The sequence below is a fragment of the Sphingomonas hengshuiensis genome, assembly GCF_000935025.1.
In the GTDB taxonomy this organism is placed as follows: domain Bacteria; phylum Pseudomonadota; class Alphaproteobacteria; order Sphingomonadales; family Sphingomonadaceae; genus Sphingomonas; species Sphingomonas hengshuiensis.
In genome coordinates, this window is the sequence record NZ_CP010836.1 from 598139 (window position 1) to 617305 (window position 19167).

Sequence of the window (19167 nt, forward strand, 5' to 3'; positions counted from 1 at the left end):
CACAATAGCCTATGGAGGTTCCACCGATGCGTATCCTAGCCAAGACCGCCGCCGCAATCGCGACGCTTTCGCTCGCGACTGCACCCGCACTTGCTGCACAAAGCTCGGCATCGTCGCTGTCGCTGCGCGCCGCGACGAAGGCCGACAAGTCCGAGGACCTCGCCGGCGCGCCGCTGATCGCGCTTATCGGCATCGCCGCGATCGTCGCGGGCGGCGTGATCATCGCCACCGACGACGACGAACCGGACAGCAACTAACCCCGCGCCGGAGCGGGCCATTTGGTGCGGACGGCGGGACTCGAACCCGCACGCCCCGAGGGGCAGAAGATTTTAAGTCTCCGGCGTCTACCGGTTCCGCCACGTCCGCATCGCGGCACGCAAGCCGCAAGCTGCGGCGGGCGTCAAGCCGGCATCACTGACCAAAGGCCCGGCGGGAGCGATTCCGCCGGGTTTTGTTTGCGTTTGTTGCGAAATTCGCGAACGATCGAGTTTCGCGGCGGCGCCGGCCCGCGCCGCAATGCGCCGTAAGGCGCATCGCTCACACGTTATCGCTCACACGTTGAGGCGGACGCGCATTTCCTTGCCCGGCTTGAAATAGGGCACGCGCTTGGCCTCCACTTCGACGGTTTCGCCGGTGCGCGGGTTGCGGCCGACGCGGCCGTCGCGTGCGCGGGTGGAGAATGCGCCGAAGCCGCGAAGCTCGACGCGACCATCGCTCGTCAGGCGCCCGACGATTTCGTCGAAGAACACCGACACGATCTTTTCGACCTCACGGATCGACAGCCCAGGATTTTCCTGCACCAACATTTGAACCAGTTCCGAACGGATCATTCCGCTCCCTCCCATAGCGTGCGGCCTGCAAACCATTCCGCGACGCATTCCCGCGGGGACATTAGCGCCGTTCCACAATCTTCATCAACCCGCAGATTTACGGAATAGCGTATAAATTTCAGACAAAAAGGGGGAGCGCCGCATCGCGGCACTCCCCCCAATTCCGATTCGGTCGGTTGTGACCGGTATCAGTTCTTTTCGTTGCGGGCCTTCAGCGCCTCGCCGAGGATGTCGCCGAGCGACGCACCCGAGTCGGACGAGCCGTACTGCTGAACGGCCTGCTTCTCTTCGGCGATCTGCATCGCCTTGACCGAGAAGGTCGGCTTCTTCGAACGATCGAAGCCGGTGACCATCGCGTCGAACTTCTGGCCCACCTGGAAACGCTCCGGACGCTGTTCGTCGCGGTCGCGGCCAAGGTCGGTGCGCTTGATGAAGCCCGTCGCGCCATCGTCGCCGACCTGCACTTCGAGGCCCGCGTCGCGGACTTCGAGGACGGTGACCGTAACGACGGCGTTCTTGTTGACGCGATCGCCGCCCGTGGCGCCGCCGGCAGCGGCAGCGGCCGAGGGGCCACCACGCTCAAGCTGCTTCATGCCGAGCGAGATACGCTCCTTGTCCGGCTCGATCGCGAGCACGACGGCCTGAACGGTCTCGCCCTTGCGATGCAGGTTGAGCGCGTCCTCGCCCGAGATGCCCCAGGCGATGTCGGACATGTGGACCATGCCGTCGACGTCGTTGTCGAGGCCGATGAACAGGCCGAATTCGGTCGCGTTCTTGACTTCGCCTTCGACCGTCGAACCCACCGGATGCTCTTCGGCGAAGCGCTCCCACGGATTGGCCTGTGCCTGCTTGAGGCCGAGGCTGATGCGGCGCTTTTCCTGATCGACTTCGAGCACGACGACTTCGACTTCCTGCGAGGTCGAGACGATCTTGCCCGGATGGACGTTCTTCTTGGTCCAGCTCATTTCGCTGACATGGACCAGGCCTTCGATGCCGGCTTCCAGTTCGACGAATGCACCATATTCGGTGATGTTGGTCACGCGGCCCGACAGCTTGGCGCCCAGCGGATACTTGGCGGCGGCGCCATCCCACGGATCGCTCTCAAGCTGCTTCATGCCCAGCGAGATGCGCTGCGTGTCGCGGTTGATGCGGATGATCTGCACCTTCACCGTGTCGCCGATGTTCAGCACTTCGCTCGGGTGGTTGACGCGCTTGTAGCTCAGGTCGGTGACGTGGAGCAGGCCGTCGATGCCGCCCAGGTCGACGAACGCACCGTAATCGGTGATGTTCTTGACGACGCCGTCGATCACCTGGCCCTCGGCCAGGCTCTGGATCAGGCCCGAACGCTGCTCGGCGCGGGTTTCCTCGAGCACCGCGCGACGCGACACGACGATGTTGCCGCGCTTGCGGTCCATCTTGAGGATCTGGAAGGGCTGGGGGATGTCCATCAGCGGGGTGACGTCGCGCACGGGGCGGATATCGACCTGCGAACCGGGAAGGAACGCCACGGCGCCCGACAGGTCGACCGTGAAGCCGCCCTTGACGCGGCCGAAGATGACGCCTTCGACGCGCGCCGACTTGGCGAATTCGGTTTCCAGCTTGTCCCAGGCGGCTTCGCGGCGGGCGCGGTCGCGGCTGAGCATCGCTTCGCCGTTCGCATTCTCGACGCGGTCGACATAGACTTCGACTTCGTCGCCAACCTTCAGGTCCGCCTTCTGGCCCGGCGCTGCGAATTCGCGCAGCGGCACGCGGCCTTCGGACTTCAGGCCGACGTCGATGACCGCGAGGTCGTTTTCGATGCCGGTGACGGTGCCGATGACGACACGGCCTTCAAAGCTGTCCGCCGCACCGAGGGTTTGTTCGAGGAGCGCCGCGAAATCGTCGCGGCTGGGGTTTGCCGTAGTGGCCATAAGAGGATCGTTCCTAAGGTTTCGTCATTTCCGGCCGGCCGGTTGAATCCGGCGGTCTTTTAGGCCGAAATTGCCACGGTGGCCGGACGCCGGCCGCAGCATTCCACGGACAAGGGTCGCGGGGCGTTTTCACAGCTATTCGTCGTGAAAAGCGGCGCGCATGGCCGAAACCCGCGCGCGTCCCCCGCAAACATCCGCTCGCAGAACCGGCGCGCCATAGCCGAGCGGGCGGCGAACCGCAAGGCCGGTCGCGCGGGCGGCACGATCGCGGCGGCACCCCTCTATAATGGAAACAGGGCGAGGCGCGGCTTTGCCGGCGCGGCAAGGCAGGCGATGCGGATACTCTTCTATCTCCCGGTGGTGACGCCTTTCTGGTTCGAGACGCTGCTGCTGCCGATGCTGGCTGCGCTGCACGATCATGCCGAGCTGCATGTGCTGGCCCCGGCGGAATGGCAGCATACCGGCATAGGGGCGCGCGAACTGGCGATGGCTGCGCATCTCGACCGGATTCGCTGGCACATCGTCGGCGACGGCGACCATGGGTCGCTGCGCACCCGGCCTTCGGACCCGGAGGGGCTGATCGCGTTCGTGCGCGATCTGGCGCCGGATCATGTCCTGTGCCGCAGCGCGGAGGACGCGACTCCGAAGCGATTTCCGGGGCGGGTGCAATATATCATGGAGACCGGCGCATCGCCGCTCCGCAGCGATGTGTGGCTGCGGCTCCAGGACGGCATTTTCGAGCATGGGGTGATGCCCGCGCTGGAGCCTGGGATCGCGCAGCGGCTGGACGCACTATTCGCGCCGCGCTGGCAGGCCGCAGTGACGCGGTGCCGGTCCGAAGGCGCCTTCGCGCTGGATCGCGCGGCCGCGTGCGCGGCGATGGGGCTGCCCGACGATCGCCGCATCGTCGCGGTGCCGCTGGAATATGCGCATCCGGAGAATTTCTTCGACATCCACCATCGCTTTCCCGACAATTGCGCGCTGATCGATCATCTCGTGGCGCAATTGCCCCCGGGCTGGGTATTGGCGGCGACCGATCATCCGCTGAACGAAGCCTATTGCGACACCACCGCGCTGCGTGCCTGCATCGATCGGCACCAGGGCCGCGTGCGGCTCGTCTCGGGCGAGGATGCGACCGGGCTGATGGTCAAGCATTGCGATGCGCTGGTGGTCCAGAATTCCAAGACATTCGCGGCGGGTGCGTTCTTCGCAAAGCCGATTTTGCGCCTGTCGCATTGCCGCTCCGCCGATTGGCTGAACCTGTTCGACGATGCGCCGTCGCTGTTCGCCGCCGTCGAGCGCGGCGATGCGCCGGTCGCCGATCCCGATCGGTTCCGGCTGTGGGTCGCCTATCACCTGCTCGACGAAGCCTTTCTGCCCGCGACGCTGACCGGCGCCGACCTGATCGGGCGGATGACGCAGCCGGTCGACCCGGCACGCTGGGCCGACGCCCTTGATCGCTATGACGCATTCCAGCCCCGGAGCCTGCACCATGCCTGACGCCCTCAATCCGTACCGCGATATTTCGGTTGTGATCCCCGTGCGCGAGGGCAGCAGCCGCGTGCGCGAGAAGATATTCCTGCCCTTTCACGAACAGATGACGCTGCTCGACTGGAAGATCGCGCAGTTGCTCGAAGTGCAGAGCCCCGACCGCATCTTCCTCAGTTCCAATTCGGACCGGGTTCGCGCCGCGGCCGAGCGGGCAGGCGTGGGCTTCCTGCCCCGCAGCGACTATCTGAGCACCGGGCATGACGCATCGTTCAGCGAAGTGATCACGGGCATCGTCAAGGACGTGCCGACCGCGCATTTCGCCTGGGTAACGGTGGTCGTGCCGCTGATGACGCCCGAAGAATATCGCGAGGGGTTCGACCTGTACCTGCGCGACGTGGCCGGCGCGGGCAGCCATGACAGCCTGGTCTCGGTCAATCTGGTGAAGGAGTATTTCTGGAACGCGGCGGGCGCGCTGAACTATCGCGCCGATCGCGGCCATACGATCAGCCAGGAACTGCCCGACTGGTTCCGCGTCACCAACGGGCTGTACATGCGATCGGTGGCGGACACGCTGCGCGAAGGCTATTTCCTGGGTCCGCAGCCGGTGATGCACCGCGTGGGCAAGGCATCGGGAATCGATATCGACGAATATGAGGATTACGAGCACGCCGTGGCGCTGAAGGCCCGGTATCTGGAGGGGCGCGGCGGCGCGGGCCATGGACCGGCGCGTATCGCCGCCTGACCCGGCGAAATTCCGGCGCGCCGCCGCCGCGCGGCTCCTGTCCGCGCTATAATATCCGGTAGGGCGACACCCGGTGCCGGAACAGGGCGGGAGCATGATGACGACAGGGACGATCCTTCTTCACTCGCAACGGCGCGTGTCGCGGACTCGGCGCTGAATGCTCAAGCGCATCTCTCCCGCCGAAGTGACGCTCGGCATGTATGTCCACTCGCTCCAGGGCGGCTGGCTGACGCATAATTTCTGGCGCCCGCGCTTCCTGGTGCGCCATCCCGAACAGATCGCGGCGCTGCGCCAGAGCGGCGTTTCCACGATCGTCATCGATCTCGAACGCAGCCGCCCGGCGCGCGCCAGGGCCGGGGGGCGGCGTTCGGCGGCGACGGTGCAGGCGCTGCCCCGCGCGGCGCAGCGCATCGAGGCCGATCGCCGCTTTGCCAACGAGGTCGCGACCGAAGCGCGGCGCGTGATGAAGACCGTGTTCGACGGCGCCCGCCAGGGCGAGCTGGCGTCCCCGGCGGATATGGAGGTGGTGCTCCAGTCGATCGCCGAGGCGCTGGACCGCAACCGGCCTATGCTGTTCGACGTGCTGCGGCTGCGGGGGCGCGACGAATATACCTATTATCATTCGGTCACCGTCGGTGCGCTGATGGTCAATTTCGCGCAGGAACTGCGGCTGGAAGACTCGCAGATCCGCCTGATGGGGCTGGCAGGGCTGCTCCACGACATCGGCAAGATGCAGGTGTCGCCCGAGATATTGAACAAGCCCGGCAAGCTCGACGATGCCGAATTCGAGGAGATTCGCGCGCATCCGGCGCGGGGGCACGCGATGCTGGAGCGGATGGCGGATGTTCCTGCCGAGGCGCTGGAGGTATGCCTGCACCATCATGAGAAGATCGACGGCACCGGCTATCCCTTTGGCCTGGCGGGCGACGCGATCGGGCTTGCGGCGCGGATGGGCGCCATTTGCGACGTGTATGACGCGCTGACCTCGGCGCGGGCCTATAAGGCCGCGTCCTCCCCGGTGGCGGCGATCACGATGATGGCGCAGTGGAAGGGGCATTTCGACCCGGCGCTGCTGTTCGCGTTCATGAAGAGCGTGCGGGTATTTCCGGTGGGGCTGCTGCTCCGGCTCCATTCGGGGCACCTCGCCGTGGTGCGCGACAATGGCAGGCGCGTCAGCCGGGCGCGGCTGACCTGCTTCTACGACATCGCCGCCGGGCGGCTGGTTACGCCGCGCGACGTGTATCTCGCCGATGTGGTGGGGGAGGATATTATCGCCGGGCGCGCCAGCCCTCGCGAGCATGGTCTCCCCAACTGGCCGGGGCTGCGCGACCTGCTGCTCGCCGGGCGCGACCCGACCAGCGTGGCGGGCAAGGCCTGACGCGCCGTCAGCCGGCGGCGCCGCGCCGCTGCACCTTTGCCTCGACCAGTGCGATCGCGCGCTGAGTCGCGGCGTCGATCGACAGGAAGCTGGTGTCGAGCAAGGCGGCATCGGGCGCCTGGACCATCGGCGCCTCCGACCGGCGCGAATCGCGATCGTCGCGCGCGCGGATATCGGCCAGCACCTTGTCGAGGCTGGTGTGGAGCCCGGCCTTGCGCAGTTCGAGGTGGCGGCGCTGGGCGCGGATCATCGGCGTCGCCTTGACGAACAGCTTCACCTCGGCGTCGGGCGCGATCACCGTGCCGATGTCGCGCCCGTCGAGCACGGCGCCGCCGGGCTGGTGCGCGAATTTCTTCTGCCGCTGGAGCAGCGCGAGCCGGACCAGCGGATGCGCCGAGACGATCGACGCCGCCTTGCCGACATCGTCGGTGCGCAGCCACGGATCGTCGAGCAGATAATCCTCGAAGCTGCACGACGACACCGCATCGGCTTCGCTCGAAGGGTCCAGCTCCTCGCGCAGCACCGTGGCGGCGACCGCCCGGTACAACAGCCCGGTATCGAGGTGCGGCAGGCCATAATGGCGCGCCAGGGCACGCGCGATAGTGCCCTTGCCCGATGCGGCGGGTCCGTCGACGGCGATGATCATGGCAGGCAAGGTGGCTTACTCGCTGAGCGCGTCAAGGGTGGCGAAGAAATCGGGATAGCTGGTCGCAACGGGGCTCACATCGTCGATCGTGACCGGCGACGCCGCCACGAGTCCAGCCACCGCCATGCTCATCGCGATGCGATGGTCGAGTTTCGAGGCGATCCGAGCGCCGCCGGGCAGGGGCGCGCCGCCGGTGCCGGTGATCGACAGCCCGTCGTCATGCTCCTCCAGCACCACGCCCGCCGCCGACAGCGCCGCCGCCATCGTCGCGATGCGATCCGATTCCTTCACCCGCAGCTCGTGCGCGCCGCGCGCAACCGTCGTGCCCTCGGCCAGCGCGGCGGCGACGAACAGGATCGGATATTCGTCGATCATACTCGGCGCGAGTTCGGGGGGCACGGTGATCGCGCGCAGCGGCGCGTGGCGGACGCGCAGATCGGCGACATCCTCGCCGCCCACTTCGCGGCGCGCCAGCTCGGTGATGTCGGCGCCCATCATCCGCAGGGCAGTGAGAAGGCCGGTGCGCGTCGGGTTCATGCAGACATTGCGGATCGTCACGTCCGAGTCCGGCACGATCGACGCCGCGACCATCCAGAACCCCGCCGAAGAGGGGTCGCCGGGGACGACGATGTCCTGCGGCTGCAACTCGGCCTCGCCGGTGATCGAGATGACCTTGCCCTCGGGGCTGTCCTCGACGGTCAGTTCGGCGCCGAAGCCGCGCAGCATCCGCTCGCTATGGTCGCGGGTCGGCACCGGCTCGATCACGCGGGTGATGCCCGGGGTGTTGAGCCCGGCGAGCAGCACCGCCGACTTGACCTGCGCCGAGGCCACGGGAAGCGTGTACGCGATCGGGATCGCCGGCGTGCGTCCGCGCACCATCAGCGGCAGCCGCCCGCCGGGGCTGGCGGTGATCTCTGCCCCCATCGTCGACAGCGGCTCGATCACGCGGCCCATCGGGCGGCTGGAGAGCGAGGCGTCGCCGGTGAAGGTGACGGTGATCGCATGCGCCGCGACCAGCCCCATCAGCAGCCGAGTCGAGGTGCCCGAATTGCCCATGTCGAGCGCGCCCTCGGGCTGGAGCAGCCCGCCGACGCCGACGCCGTGGACGCGCCACACCCCGTCGTCGCCGCGCTCGACGCTGGCCCCCATCGCGCGCATCGCGGCGGCAGTGGCGAGCACGTCCTCCCCCTCCAGCAGCCCCTCGATCCGGCTTTCGCCGACCGCGAGCGCCGAAAACATGATCGCGCGATGGCTGATCGATTTGTCGCCGGGAACGGCGATGGCGCCGCGCAGCGGACCGCGCGCGGACAGGGTGAGAGGGCGAGGGTTGGCATGCGTCATGGTGCGGCGGCTTTGACAGCCGCCTTGCGCCATGGCAAGGCGCCCACCACTTTCCGGGACGACTCCCGAAAATCACGATATTTTGAAAGGCAAGAGGCAACACATGGTGAAGCCGGAATGGGGCACCAAGCGCGCGTGCCCAAAGTGCGGGACGCGGTTTTACGATCTGACCAAGGACGAGCCCGTCACCTGCATCAACTGCTCGTTCTCGTGGGAGCCCGAGCCGATCCTGAAGTCCAAGCAGCCGATGCCGTTCGAAGCCGCCAAGGCCGACCCGGCCAAGCCGGTGACCGAGGATTCGGATCTGGGCGATGAAGATCTGGACATCGTTGCGGCCGACGACGAAGAGCCGTCGCCCGACGACGATGTCGACCTGGGCGGCGACGACGATCTGGGCGTCGAAACCGGCGGCGACGACGACGAGCATTGATGCGATTCCCGGTGCCGTGCCCTGGCGGGGCGGCACCGGATTTCGGGCGCGCAGGAAGCGGGTTCGGAAAAAATTCGGCGAGGCGTGCAAGCGTCCTTGCCAAACGGGCGAGGGTCTTCTAGTGGCCTCGCCTCCTACAGGGTTTGGGGCCGTAGCTCAGCTGGGAGAGCGCTGCAATGGCATTGCAGAGGTCAGGGGTTCGATCCCCCTCGGCTCCACCATTCCCCCGTTTCGCGATCGATATCGCTGCAATGCAGGTCGGGCAGGCGTGTCATATTCGCCAGCCGGGGCGGTAAGGATACGGGGGTAAACGGTCGCTCAGAACTGTTTGATTGCCCTCTCCCATATCTCTGTCATTTTCAGGCCGTAGGCGGGTAGGTTCGCAAGCCGAAGCGGGATGAGGGAGCGGTGTGTGCAAGGGCAATGGATTGGAGATATTGAAGGCGAAGTCGGGGGAACGCTGAGGGTCGAGCTAGAACGTCGAGGCGGTTTTGTGGTTGGTAACGCCTACATTTTCTACGAGCCTCAACATCAGCTTCCCGGCTTTAAGTTCTTGATCCGTATGCCGGACGTTTCCCCATACAAAGCAGAGGTGGTGACGAGCTACTGTTACTCGGATGGCGGCATCATGACCTATGATGACCGGGCTAAAGCCGAGAGAGACATAGCAGAGAGGTTTGGCGGGCCACCTGTTCCTACAAACATCCATGCTGTCTTCACGGAAAAGGAAGATGGTAGCCTTAAAGTCGATTGGAGTGGGCAAGGGCAATTCGGCTCTGAGACGATAGCCGCATCCAAGGCCACCGGTGACTCGCTGCTAGTAGGTCGAAACGACTTAAAGACATGGAGCGACTTTCGACAATGGGCTGTCGATCAAGACCCTAGGCGGTTTATATTCCGGGGGCAGTCGAAGCCATTCAAGCTTACCACTACGTTTCATCGAACGTGGCGGAGTGACTTGAGCGCATGGGTGCTTGATGACGTTAGAAGGCTCTACGGCGCTATCATCGAAAGAGTGTCATTCCCTCTCCAGCTTGGTAATCTCGAACATAACGCAGTGATCTGGAGCATCCTACAGCATCACGGATATCCAACACCGCTTCTGGATTGGTCTTTCTCGCCGTTTGTTTCAGCTTTCTTTGCGTTCCATACTGTTAAAGCAGATAGCGATTGCAAGCCGCGAATATTCATCTTCGACAAAGCCGCATGGGAGGAAAGCTATGGTCGGCAAGCCTTCATAGTCGATGCAGCGCCTCCCCAGCTTGTAACCATTGAGAACATGGCCGTTGGCAATCCTAGGTATGCTCCACAACAGGCTCTCGCTGCGGTGTCCAATGTGACCGATATTGAGGCGTTTATTCGCAAGCGGGAACAGGCGGACGGGAAAAGCTACCTAGAGGTTTGCGACCTACTGCCCGCCGAAGGCCCCCGCATCATGAAGGAGCTAGAGCTAATGGGCATCACGTTCGGTTCGCTGTTCCCCGGCCTCGACGGCATCTGCAAAGACCTCAAGGACCGGTTGTTCGCTGAGCCGGTGTGAGTCCCTGACGCACCCAAGTTGGCCAGCCCCTTGCCTCAGCTAGTACAAAGAGCTAATGCAACCGTCCCGACGCTCAGGAAAATATCCTTTTTTTGTCAATGCTTACGGGTTTGCGAGCCGATCCCCCTCGGCTCCACCATTCCCCCGTTTCGCGATCGATATCGCTGCGTCGTGACGGCGGGCCCGGGCTGGTTCCCGGGCCGCGCGCTTTTGTGCCGCCGGCGCCTGTCCCGGCGCCTTGCTCAGTCGCCGGTGACGGCCCGCCCCTTGGCCGCAAGGCTGCGCGAGCGGCCATAGGCGAGGTAGACTGCGGTCCCCAGGATATTCCAGGCGACGAAGCGCGTGAGCGTCGTCGTCGGCAGGCTGGAGATCAGGTACAGGCAGCCGGCGATCGCGAGGGTTCCCACGAGGTACGGTGCCGGGCATTTGAACACCCGCTTCAGTTCCGGCGCGCGGCGGCGCAGGATCATCATGCATGCGGCGACCGCGATAAAGGCGACCAGCGTGCCGGCATTGGCCAGTTCGGCGATCTCGTCGAGACGGAAGAAGCCCGCGACCAGCGCGACGAACACGCCGGTGACGCCGGTGACCAGCGCCGGGGAGCCGGTACGTGCCGACACCCGGCTGAGGCTGGGCGGGAGCAACCCGTCGCGCGACATCACGAAGAAGATGCGGCTCTGGCCGTACATCATCACCAGGATCACCGACGGCAACGCGATCAGCGCGCCGAGACCGATCAACCACGCCGCGATCGGGTGCTGGAGCGTGCGCAGCACGAATGCCAGCGGCTCGACCGATTTGCCGAGATCGACATAGCTGACCGCCCCGATCGCCGAGACGGCGACCAGCATGTAGATCAGGGTGCACATCGCCATCGAACCGATGATCCCGATGGTGAGGTCGCGCCCGGGGTTCTTCGCCTCTTCGGCGGAGGTGGCGACCGCGTCGAATCCGTAAAAGGCGAAGAACACGATCGCGGCGGCGGCCATGACTCCGCGGGTGGTGCCGTCGGCGGTCACATGGCTGGAAAAGCCATAGGGCATGAACGGCTCGAAATGGGCGCCGCTGAACGCGGGCAGCGCAAGCACCACGAACAGCGCGAGCGCCGCCATCTTGATGACGACCAGCACGATGTTGAGCGTCGCGCTCTCGCGCGTGCCGCCGATCAACATGCCCGCGACGCCGAGCGCGACCAGCATCGCGGGCAGATTGACGATGCCGCCGGCATGCGGCCCCGCCATCAGCGCATCGGGCAAGTCGATGCCCGCGGCTTCGATCCAGCCGACCAGATAGCCCGACCAGCCGACCGCGACGGTGGAGCATGCGAGCGAATATTCGAGGATCAGGCTCCACCCGACCAGCCACGCCACCGATTCGCCGATGACCGAATAGCTATAGGTATAGGCGCTGCCAGCTCTGGGGATCAGCGTCGCCATTTCGGCATAGGCGAGCGCGGCGCACGCGCAGACCGCGCCGGCGATCGCGAAGGCGAGGATCACCGCCGGCCCCGCGCGATCCGCGCCGACTCCGGTAAGCGTATAGATTCCGGTGCCCACGATCGCGCCGATGCCCAGCGCGATCAGATGCGGCCAGCTCAGCGTCTTGCGGAGCGCCTTTTCCGGGTCCCCGTGCATATCCAGGGGTTTCAGCGGCCCCAATATTCCCCGTGCCATAACGCGACTTTCCCCTGTTAATTGCCGTCAGGTGACGGTGAACCCCGCCCAGAACGGGTCTTCCCGGTCGATCCAGATCGTGTTGAAGCCCGTGGCCATTGCCGATCCTTCGATCGACGGGATGATCGCGGGCAGGTCGCCGAGCGACGTTGCCGCCTCGACGCGGCCGATGAAGCGGCTGCCGATATAGCTTTCGTGGACGAAGCGGTCGCCGACCTGCAACCGGCCCGTCGCGACGAGCTGCGCCAGCCGCGCCGAGGTGCCGGTGCCGCACGGGCTGCGGTCGATCGCGCGTTCGCCGTAGAACACCGCGTTGCGGCCATCGGCGCCGTCTCCGCTGGGCATGTCGGCCCAAAGGACATGGGTGACGCCGTTTATGCCGGGGTCGAGGGGATGTACGGGCGTATAGACCTCACGGACCATGGCCCGGATCGTGCGGCTGAGTTCGACGAGGCGCGCCGCGCCCAGCGCGTCGAGTCCGGCATAGCTGCCCTGCGGCTCGATGATTGCATAGTAGTTGCCGCCATAGGCGATATCGATCGACAGCGGGCCGAAACCCGGAACCTCGATCCGCAGCCCGCGCAGCGCGAGATAGGCGGGGACGTTGCGGATCCTGACCGAGGTGACCTTGCGACCCTCCGTCGCATAGTCGATCTCGATCCGGCCCGCGGGCACTTCGACGGTGAGCCGGCCCGGCTCACGCGGCAGGATCAGGCCGTTCTCCAGCCCGAAGGTGATCATGCCGATTGTCCCATGCCCGCACATCGGCAGGCAGCCGCTCGTCTCGATGAACAGGATGGCGGCATCGGCATCGCCACAGGGCGGGTAGAGGAAACCGCCCGACATCATGTCGTGCCCGCGCGGCTCGAAGCACAGCCCGGTACGGATCCAGTCGAACCGGGCGATGAAATCCTGCCGCCGCTCCGCCATCGTGGCTCCGCGCAGCAAGGGCGCACCGCCGGCCACGAGGCGGACCGGATTGCCCGCCGTATGGCCGTCGATGCAAAAAAAGGTGTGCCGCATCAAGCCGCCGCCAGCGCCTTTAACGGGCGGGTGGCCGCGCATTTCTCGACCATCGCGATCACTTCGGCGCGGCGCGCGCCCGCGAGCGGCATGCGCGGCATGCGGACGGTTTCGGAGCCGCGTCCCATGATCTGTTCGGCAAGCTTGATCGACTGGACCAGATCATGTTCGGCGTCGAGGTGGAGCAAAGGCATGAACCAGCGATAGATGCGGCGGGCCTCGATCCAGTCGCCCCGCGCGACGGCGTCCATCAGCGCGACCGATTCCTGCGGAAACGCGCTGGTCAGCCCGGATACCCAGCCGCTGGCGCCCAGCAGCATCCCTTCGAGCGCGATATCGTCCAGCCCGGCCATCACCTGATAGCGATCGCCATAGCGATTGATCATGTCGGTAAACCGGCGGGGGTCGGGGGCGCTTTCCTTCACGGCGACGATGTTCTCCACTGGCACCAGCTTGTCCAGCGTCGCGAAGTCGACCGACACGCGATAGGCGGGCGGATTGTTGTAGAGCATGATCGGCAGCGAGGTCGCCTCGGCGACGGTGCGGAAATGGGTGTGGAGTTCGTCCGGGGTGGGGACATAGACCATCGCGGGGAGCAGCATCAGGCCGTCGATTCCGATCGCCTCGGCATCGCGCGCGAACGCCGCCGCGCGTGCGGTGGTGAACTCGGACACCCCGGACACCAGCGGCACGCGTCCGCCGACCGCCTCGACTCCGGCGCGCAGCACCGCGCGCTTTTCCTCGGCGTCGAGCGAATTGTTCTCGCCGCACGTGCCGAGCAGGATCAGCCCGGTGACGCCGTCGTCGACAAGCGCGCTGAGCACCTTTTGTGTCGCCGGGAGGTCGAGCGATCCATCGGGGGCGAATTGGGTGGTCGCGGCCGGATACACACCGGTCCACAAAGGCGCTTTGATTTTCACTGGGAACCTCCGTTGAACTTTTTTTCGTATACGATATAAGATTTGGCATGCCAAACGGAAATTCGCAGTGCGGCGCCCTGGTGATCGGCGGCGGTATCGTCGGGCTCAGCTGTGCGCTGGCGCTCCAGTCGCGCGGCATCGCCACGCATCTCGTCGCGCCCGCGTCGATGATCGGGACCGCGTCCTGGGGCAATGCCGGGCATATCGCCACCGAGCAGGTGGAGCCGCTCGCCTCGCTGGGGACGGTTCGCAGCCTGCCCCGGCGGCTGTTCGCGCGCGGCGGCCCGGTGTCGCTGCCGCCGGGGGAGGTCGGCGCATGGCTTCCCTTCGCGCTCCGGCTGCTCGCCGCCGCGCGACCATCGTCGTTCCGGCGAGGCAGCGCGGCGCTGGCGGCGGGCCTGGCCGAGGCGATGCCCGCCTGGCGGCGGCTGGTGCGGCAGATTGGGGCGGAGGACCTGCTGGCCGAGGACGGCCATTTCGTCATGTGGGAAAGCGCCGCCAGCGCCGCGCGGGGGCGGGCTTCATGGGCCTCGGCACCCATCGGCACCGCCACGGTGCGCGATGCCACCGGGGACGAACTGGCGCGTATCGGGTCGCTCGTCCGCGTGCCGATCGCGGGCGGGGTGCGGTTCACGGGGAGCGGCCAGATCGCCGACCCGACCGCGCTGGCCGCGGCGCTGGAGGCGGCGCTGCTGGCTGCGGGCGCGACTCGACGGGCCGGGCAGGTGCTCGCCCTTGCGCAGCGCGATGACGGCAGCATCGAAGCCACATTGGCGCAGGGCGGGGCGATCGTCGCGAAGCGGGTGGTGGTCGCCGGGGGCGCCGCGTCGGGCGACCTGCTCCGCCCGCTGGGGCATAGGGTGCCGCTGATCGCCGAGCGCGGATACCATATCCAGTCGGAGGCGCCGGGATGGCCGGCCACGCTCCCGCCGGTGGTGTTCGAGGATCGCGCGATGATCGTCACGCGCTTCCGCACCGGGCTTCGCGCGGCGAGCTTTACCGAGTTCGGCGCGGTCGCGACGCCCGCAGACCCGCGCAAATGGGCGCGGCTCCACGCGCATGCGAGCGATCTGGGCCTGCCGATCGGCGAGGACGCCGCGCGCTGGATGGGCGCGCGACCGACGCTGCCCGACTATCTTCCCGCGATCGGGCGCAGCCGCCGCATGGCGAACCTGTTCTATGCGTTCGGGCACCAGCATCTGGGCCTCACGCTCGGGCCGCTTACCGGCGAGCTGATCGGGGCACTGGCCACCGGCGACGCGCCAGCGGTGCGGCTGGAGCCCTTCGACCTGGACCGCTTCGAACGGCGCTAGTCGTTCGCGGCGAGCTGTTGCCGCAGGTCGTCGAGCGTCTTGGCGATATGCGCGATGGTCAGCGCGCGCAGCCGTTCGGTGTCGCGCGCCAGCCACACGTCGAGCATCTCGCGATGCTCCTCGTTCGCGCGCTCGTCGCGACCCAGCGGCTCGAGGTGCTTGCGGACATAGCGTTCGGACAGGACGTGCAGCCGCTCGAGGATGTTGACGGTGATGAGCTGTCCGCTCGGGCGGAGCAGCGCGAGGTGGAACGCGCGGTTGAACGCGCCGACGCCCTCGCCGCCCGCGTCGGTCACCTGATCCATCGTCGCGAGGTGGTCGATCGCAAGCTGGTGCTGTGCGGGCGTCGCCAGTTCGGCGGCGAGCGCCACGGCGTCCGGCTCCAGCTTGAGCCGCAGCGCATAGACTTCCTCCGCCTCGCGCGTGTTCAGCGCGCGCACGAAGAAGCCGCGATGCGTGTGCGACTCGACGAGCCCTTCCTGCTCGAGCCGTGCCAGCGCCTCGCGCAGCGGGATCTTGCTGATGCCCAGCTCCTGGGCAAGCGCGTCCTGGCGAATGGCGCTGTCGGGCGCCACCCGACCGGAAAGGATGCGGTCCCGAACGAGATTGACGAGCTGATCGGACAGCGACTGGATGATCAGGCTCATGGGCCCCTCATGGTGAAATCGACGGTGGCGGGTGGCGTGCCTGGGGCATCTGGTTGGGGCGACCGGTAGAAGATAGGGACTGCGGTGCATCAGCGCCACGGTCGTCCGCGGCGTTGCGCGCGATCCGTCGCCTTGGCAAGCCGGAGGTCAGCCGAACGGATCGTCGATCGATGGCGGCGGCGCGGAGAAGAAGCGCGGGCCGGACGGAGTCATGTAGAAACAATCCTCGAGCCGGATCCCGAATTTGCCGGGAAGGTAGAGCCCGGGTTCGTTCGAGAAGCACATGCCCGGCGCCAGCACCGTCTGCTCGCCATGCACCAGATTGACCGGCTCGTGCACGTCCATGCCGATTCCGTGCCCCGTGCGGTGCGATAGCCCGGGCAGGGCATAGCGCGGGCCATAGCCCTGCGCCTCGTAATAAGCGCGGACCGCGTCGTCGACGCTGCCGCAGGTCCGGCCAAGCCGCGCGGCGGCGATCGCCGTCTGCTGGCCCTGATGGACCTGGTTCCAGACCTTGCGCTGCTCGGCGGAGGGCGCGCCGAGCACCATCGTCCGCGACACGTCCGAGCGATAGCCGCCCACGCCGCAGCCAATGTCCATCAGCACGACCGATCCCTGGCCGACATTGGCCGGGACGCGCGATCCGTGCGGCAGCGCGCTGCCGGGCCCGACCTGCGCACTGCCCCAGGGCTCCGCACCGCCCAGCGCGACCATCGCCGCGCGCAGCGCCGCGCCGATTTCAGGCCCGCCGATCCCCGGCACGATCTGTGCCGCGACCTGGCGATAGGCGGCGATGGTGATGTCGGTGGCGCGCTGCATCAGCGCGATCTCGGTCGGCGACTTGATCATCCGGATGCCGTCGACCAGCGCGCCGCCCGATGCGACGGCCGCATCCGGCGCGGCAGTCCGCAGGCCTTCGATGACGAAGGCGCGCACGGTCTGCTCGATCGCGATCGGGCCTGAGCCGAGCCTGCGCTCGCGCAGCCAGCCGCCCAGCAGCGCGAAGGGCGATTCATCCTCCTGCCAGGTGCGGACTTCCGCGGGGACGCCAAGCATCTCGCGCACGCGCGGTTCTTCGAAGAAGGGGGTGACGACCAGAATCTCGCCTTCGACCGGGAGCAGCGCCCCGGTCAGCCGTTCGCTGCGCCCCCAGCGCACGCCGGTGAAATATTCCAGCGTCGATCCCGCCTCGACCAGCAGCGCCGCGATGCCGCTCCGGCGCATCGCCTGCTGCACCCGTGCGAGTCGCTGCGCGCGCTCGGCGGCATCGATCGGCGCGGCATCGGCGATGGGCGTCCGCTGCGCGCGGGACAGCGCGCGCGGTGCGATCGTCGCGTGGCCGGCACATGCAGCCGCGCCCAGGCCGAGCCGCAACATGCACCGGCGATTGAACGCTCCATCCTGTCGAACCTGCATCGGCACACCCCTTCGCCCAAAGTTCGCCATTGACAGCGAAACATTTGCAATACTTAATACCGTATACGATTAGTCGGTTCGCACAAGGGGGCAGCGATGATGCGCGTGTTGGGAGCGATTTGCATGACAGCGATGATGATGCCGGGCGAGGCCGGGGCGCAGGCTGCGGCCTCCAGCGCGGCAGCCACGGCGACGCCCGCGAGCCACGCCGCGTTCCTGCGGCTGTTCCAGGAATGGCGGCAGTATCTGGTGCCGCCGATGAAGGACTATCTGCCTGACTACAGCGCCGCCACGATGCAGCGGAAGGCGGCGGAACTGCCGTCCTTCCGCGCGCGCCTGAACGCGATCGACCGCAGCGGGTGGACGGTGGAAGCCGATAACGACTTCCGGCTGGTCGAGGCCGAGATGAACGGCGCCGACTTCAACTTCCGCGTGCTGACGCCCTGGCGCCGCGACCCGACCTTCTACGCGAACGTCTTCGCCGACTGGAGCGACGTGCCGCTCCATGAAGGGCCCTATGCCGAGCCGCATATCGACCTCTACAAGTTCAAATATCCGCTGAACGCCGCCGACCAGGCCAAGCTGACGGCGATGCTCGCGGCAGTGCCCGCGATGCTCCAGGCGGCACGAGTCAATCTGAAGCCGAGCAACGCCAAGGACCTGTGGACCTATGGCGATCGCGCGTTCAAGGAACAGAGCGCGACGTTGCAGGCGCTCGAGGCCGGGACGCTCGTCCTGCGCACGCTCGACGGCCCAACCCCCGCCCCGATCACCGGCGCGAAGCCCGCGCTGCTGAAGGCGATCCGCGACGCACGCGCCGCCACCGATTCCTTCGCCGCCTGGGTCAAGGCGGAGGCGCCGGGCAAGACCGGCCCCGCCGGCGTCGGCAAGGAGAATTACGACTGGTTCGTCAAGAATGTCGAGCTTCTGCCCTATAGCTGGGACGAGCAGGAGGTGCTGCTGCGCCGCGAGCTGGAACGCTCGATCGCGGCATTGCGCGAGGAAGAGGTCCGCAACCGCGCGCTGCCGCCGATCCAGCCGATCGAGGACCCCGTCGCCTATCGCAAGATGGCCGAGGCCAAGGCCGAGAAGTTCGCGCGCTTCATCGTCGAGACCGGGCTCATCCCGGATCGCGCCTATGTCCGCCCCGCGGTCGACGGCCAGACGGGCAATTATGTCCCGCCGGAAAAGCGCAATTTCTTCTCGCACATCACGGCGCTCGATCCGCTGCCGCTGGTCTCGCACGCGATCCACTGGGTCGATCTTGCGCGCGCGCGGGCAGAGCCGCCCGCCAGCCCGGTGCGCAGCGCGCCGGCGCTGTTCAGCATCTATGCGAACCGTTCGGAGGGCTATGCCACTGCATTCGAAGAGATTGCGATGCGCGCCGGGCTGTATGACGATATCCCGCATGGCCGCGAGCTGGTGTGGATCGCGCTGGCCAATCGCGCCGCGCGCGGGCTGGCATCGCTCTATGTCCAGTCGGGGCAGATGGACCTGGCGCAGGCGGGGCGCTTCCATGCCGAATGGACTCCGCGCGGCTGGTCCGATCCCGAGAGCCCGCTCGTCGGGTTCGAACAACTGCTCTATGCGCGCCAGCCCGGATACGGGCCCAGCTATGTCACCGGCAAGCTGCAGCTCGATCGGCTGCTCGCCAACGCGTCGCACGCGGCGGAACAGGCCGGAAAGCCCTTCGTGATGTCCGACGTGCTCGCGCGGACCTATGCGGCGGGAATCCTGCCCTGGCCGCTGATCGAACGGGAAGTGAACGGGACCCCCGCAAAATAACAAACGGATCGGGTCCAGGAGAGGGGACTGCCTGATGGCGACCGCAAACAAGGCAACCAAGCCGGCGGTCGACGATCAATCT

17 protein-coding genes and 2 tRNA genes are annotated in these 19167 nt (G+C 66.7%); 9 read left to right on the forward strand and 10 right to left on the reverse strand.

What is annotated here, in order from left to right; genetic code table 11:
• Positions 1 to 26 precede the first annotated feature (26 nt).
• Positions 27 to 257 carry a hypothetical protein gene (locus TS85_RS02840; protein ID WP_044330310.1) on the forward strand — a complete coding sequence of 77 codons (231 nt, stop codon included), beginning with the start codon at positions 27 to 29 and terminating at the stop codon, positions 255 to 257.
• A 22-nt stretch (positions 258 to 279) separates the two neighbouring features.
• On the opposite strand, the gene TS85_RS02845 is transcribed toward TS85_RS02840, so the two are convergent.
• The 3 genes from TS85_RS02845 to rpsA form a co-directional block, all read right to left on the reverse strand.
• Positions 280 to 366: transfer RNA gene (locus TS85_RS02845), tRNA-Leu, on the reverse strand.
• Positions 367 to 551: 185 nt separating this feature from the next.
• Positions 552 to 830 carry an integration host factor subunit beta gene (locus tag TS85_RS02850; RefSeq protein ID WP_044330311.1) on the reverse strand — a complete coding sequence of 93 codons (279 nt, stop codon included), beginning with the start codon at positions 828 to 830 and terminating at the stop codon, positions 552 to 554.
• A gap of 188 nt (positions 831 to 1018) precedes the next feature.
• Positions 1019 to 2740, reverse strand: a complete 1722-nt coding sequence (gene rpsA / locus TS85_RS02855; protein WP_044330312.1) for a 30S ribosomal protein S1 — start codon at positions 2738 to 2740, stop codon at positions 1019 to 1021.
• Positions 2741 to 2884: 144 nt separating this feature from the next.
• Here rpsA and TS85_RS02860 point away from each other — a divergent pair, with 144 nt between their 5' ends.
• The 3 genes from TS85_RS02860 (at position 2885) to TS85_RS02870 (ending at position 6351) form a co-directional block, all read left to right on the forward strand.
• Positions 2885 to 4240: a hypothetical protein gene (locus TS85_RS02860; protein ID WP_052507695.1), complete on the forward strand. Its 1356-nt coding sequence runs from the start codon at positions 2885 to 2887 to the stop codon at positions 4238 to 4240.
• The gene (locus tag TS85_RS02865; protein WP_044330313.1) at positions 4233 to 4973 is read left to right on the forward strand and encodes an acylneuraminate cytidylyltransferase family protein; all 741 of its coding nucleotides are present in this window, start codon (positions 4233 to 4235) and stop codon (positions 4971 to 4973) included. The genes TS85_RS02860 and TS85_RS02865 overlap by 8 nt, the downstream gene beginning before the upstream one ends.
• Positions 4974 to 5130: 157 nt before the next feature.
• Positions 5131 to 6351, forward strand: a complete 1221-nt coding sequence (locus TS85_RS02870) for an HD-GYP domain-containing protein (protein ID WP_052507696.1) — start codon at positions 5131 to 5133, stop codon at positions 6349 to 6351.
• Positions 6352 to 6358: 7 nt separating this feature from the next.
• Here TS85_RS02870 and cmk read toward each other — a convergent pair whose 3' ends face one another.
• The gene (gene cmk / locus TS85_RS02875; protein ID WP_044330314.1) at positions 6359 to 6997 is read right to left on the reverse strand and encodes a (d)CMP kinase; all 639 of its coding nucleotides are present in this window, start codon (positions 6995 to 6997) and stop codon (positions 6359 to 6361) included.
• 15 nt (positions 6998 to 7012) lie between these two features.
• On the reverse strand, positions 7013 to 8338 hold the full coding sequence (gene aroA / locus TS85_RS02880; protein WP_044330315.1) for a 3-phosphoshikimate 1-carboxyvinyltransferase: 1326 nt from the start codon (positions 8336 to 8338) through the stop codon (positions 7013 to 7015).
• A gap of 103 nt (positions 8339 to 8441) precedes the next feature.
• Between aroA and TS85_RS02885 the strand changes: the two genes are divergently transcribed.
• The 3 genes from TS85_RS02885 (at position 8442) to TS85_RS24480 (ending at position 10308) form a co-directional block, all read left to right on the forward strand.
• On the forward strand, positions 8442 to 8768 hold the full coding sequence (locus TS85_RS02885) for a TIGR02300 family protein (RefSeq protein WP_044330316.1): 327 nt from the start codon (positions 8442 to 8444) through the stop codon (positions 8766 to 8768).
• Between the two features lie 145 nt (positions 8769 to 8913).
• Positions 8914 to 8989: transfer RNA gene (locus tag TS85_RS02890), tRNA-Ala, on the forward strand.
• Between the two features lie 191 nt (positions 8990 to 9180).
• Positions 9181 to 10308 carry an FRG domain-containing protein gene (locus tag TS85_RS24480; protein WP_162184682.1) on the forward strand — a complete coding sequence of 376 codons (1128 nt, stop codon included), beginning with the start codon at positions 9181 to 9183 and terminating at the stop codon, positions 10306 to 10308.
• A gap of 242 nt (positions 10309 to 10550) precedes the next feature.
• On the opposite strand, the gene TS85_RS02900 is transcribed toward TS85_RS24480, so the two are convergent.
• Genes TS85_RS02900 through TS85_RS02910 form a run of 3 tightly spaced genes read right to left on the reverse strand, consistent with a single transcriptional unit; the run spans position 10551 to position 13924 of the window.
• Positions 10551 to 11981 carry an amino acid permease gene (locus tag TS85_RS02900; protein WP_044330318.1) on the reverse strand — a complete coding sequence of 477 codons (1431 nt, stop codon included), beginning with the start codon at positions 11979 to 11981 and terminating at the stop codon, positions 10551 to 10553.
• A 27-nt stretch (positions 11982 to 12008) separates the two neighbouring features.
• A complete protein-coding gene (locus TS85_RS02905) occupies positions 12009 to 13004 on the reverse strand; it encodes a 4-hydroxyproline epimerase (protein WP_044335741.1) in 996 nt (331 codons plus the stop codon).
• Positions 13004 to 13924 carry a dihydrodipicolinate synthase family protein gene (locus TS85_RS02910; protein WP_227698641.1) on the reverse strand — a complete coding sequence of 307 codons (921 nt, stop codon included), beginning with the start codon at positions 13922 to 13924 and terminating at the stop codon, positions 13004 to 13006. The genes TS85_RS02905 and TS85_RS02910 overlap by 1 nt, the downstream gene beginning before the upstream one ends.
• A 47-nt stretch (positions 13925 to 13971) precedes the next feature.
• On the opposite strand from TS85_RS02910, the gene TS85_RS02915 reads away from it, so the two are divergent.
• Complete coding sequence (locus tag TS85_RS02915; protein WP_044330319.1) at positions 13972 to 15237, forward strand: NAD(P)/FAD-dependent oxidoreductase; 1266 nt, start codon at positions 13972 to 13974, stop codon at positions 15235 to 15237.
• Here the strand turns inward: TS85_RS02915 and TS85_RS02920 are convergent.
• On the reverse strand, positions 15234 to 15884 hold the full coding sequence (locus TS85_RS02920; protein WP_044330320.1) for a GntR family transcriptional regulator: 651 nt from the start codon (positions 15882 to 15884) through the stop codon (positions 15234 to 15236). The two genes, TS85_RS02915 and TS85_RS02920, sit on opposite strands and share 4 nt — an antisense overlap.
• 147 nt (positions 15885 to 16031) lie before the next feature.
• Positions 16032 to 17261 (reverse strand): M24 family metallopeptidase, encoded by a 1230-nt coding sequence (locus tag TS85_RS02925; RefSeq protein WP_044330321.1) that lies wholly within the window; start codon positions 17259 to 17261, stop codon positions 16032 to 16034.
• A gap of 162 nt (positions 17262 to 17423) precedes the next feature.
• Here TS85_RS02925 and TS85_RS02930 point away from each other — a divergent pair, with 162 nt between their 5' ends.
• On the forward strand, positions 17424 to 19085 hold the full coding sequence (locus TS85_RS02930; RefSeq protein ID WP_162184683.1) for a DUF885 family protein: 1662 nt from the start codon (positions 17424 to 17426) through the stop codon (positions 19083 to 19085).
• Positions 19086 to 19167 lie beyond the last annotated feature (82 nt).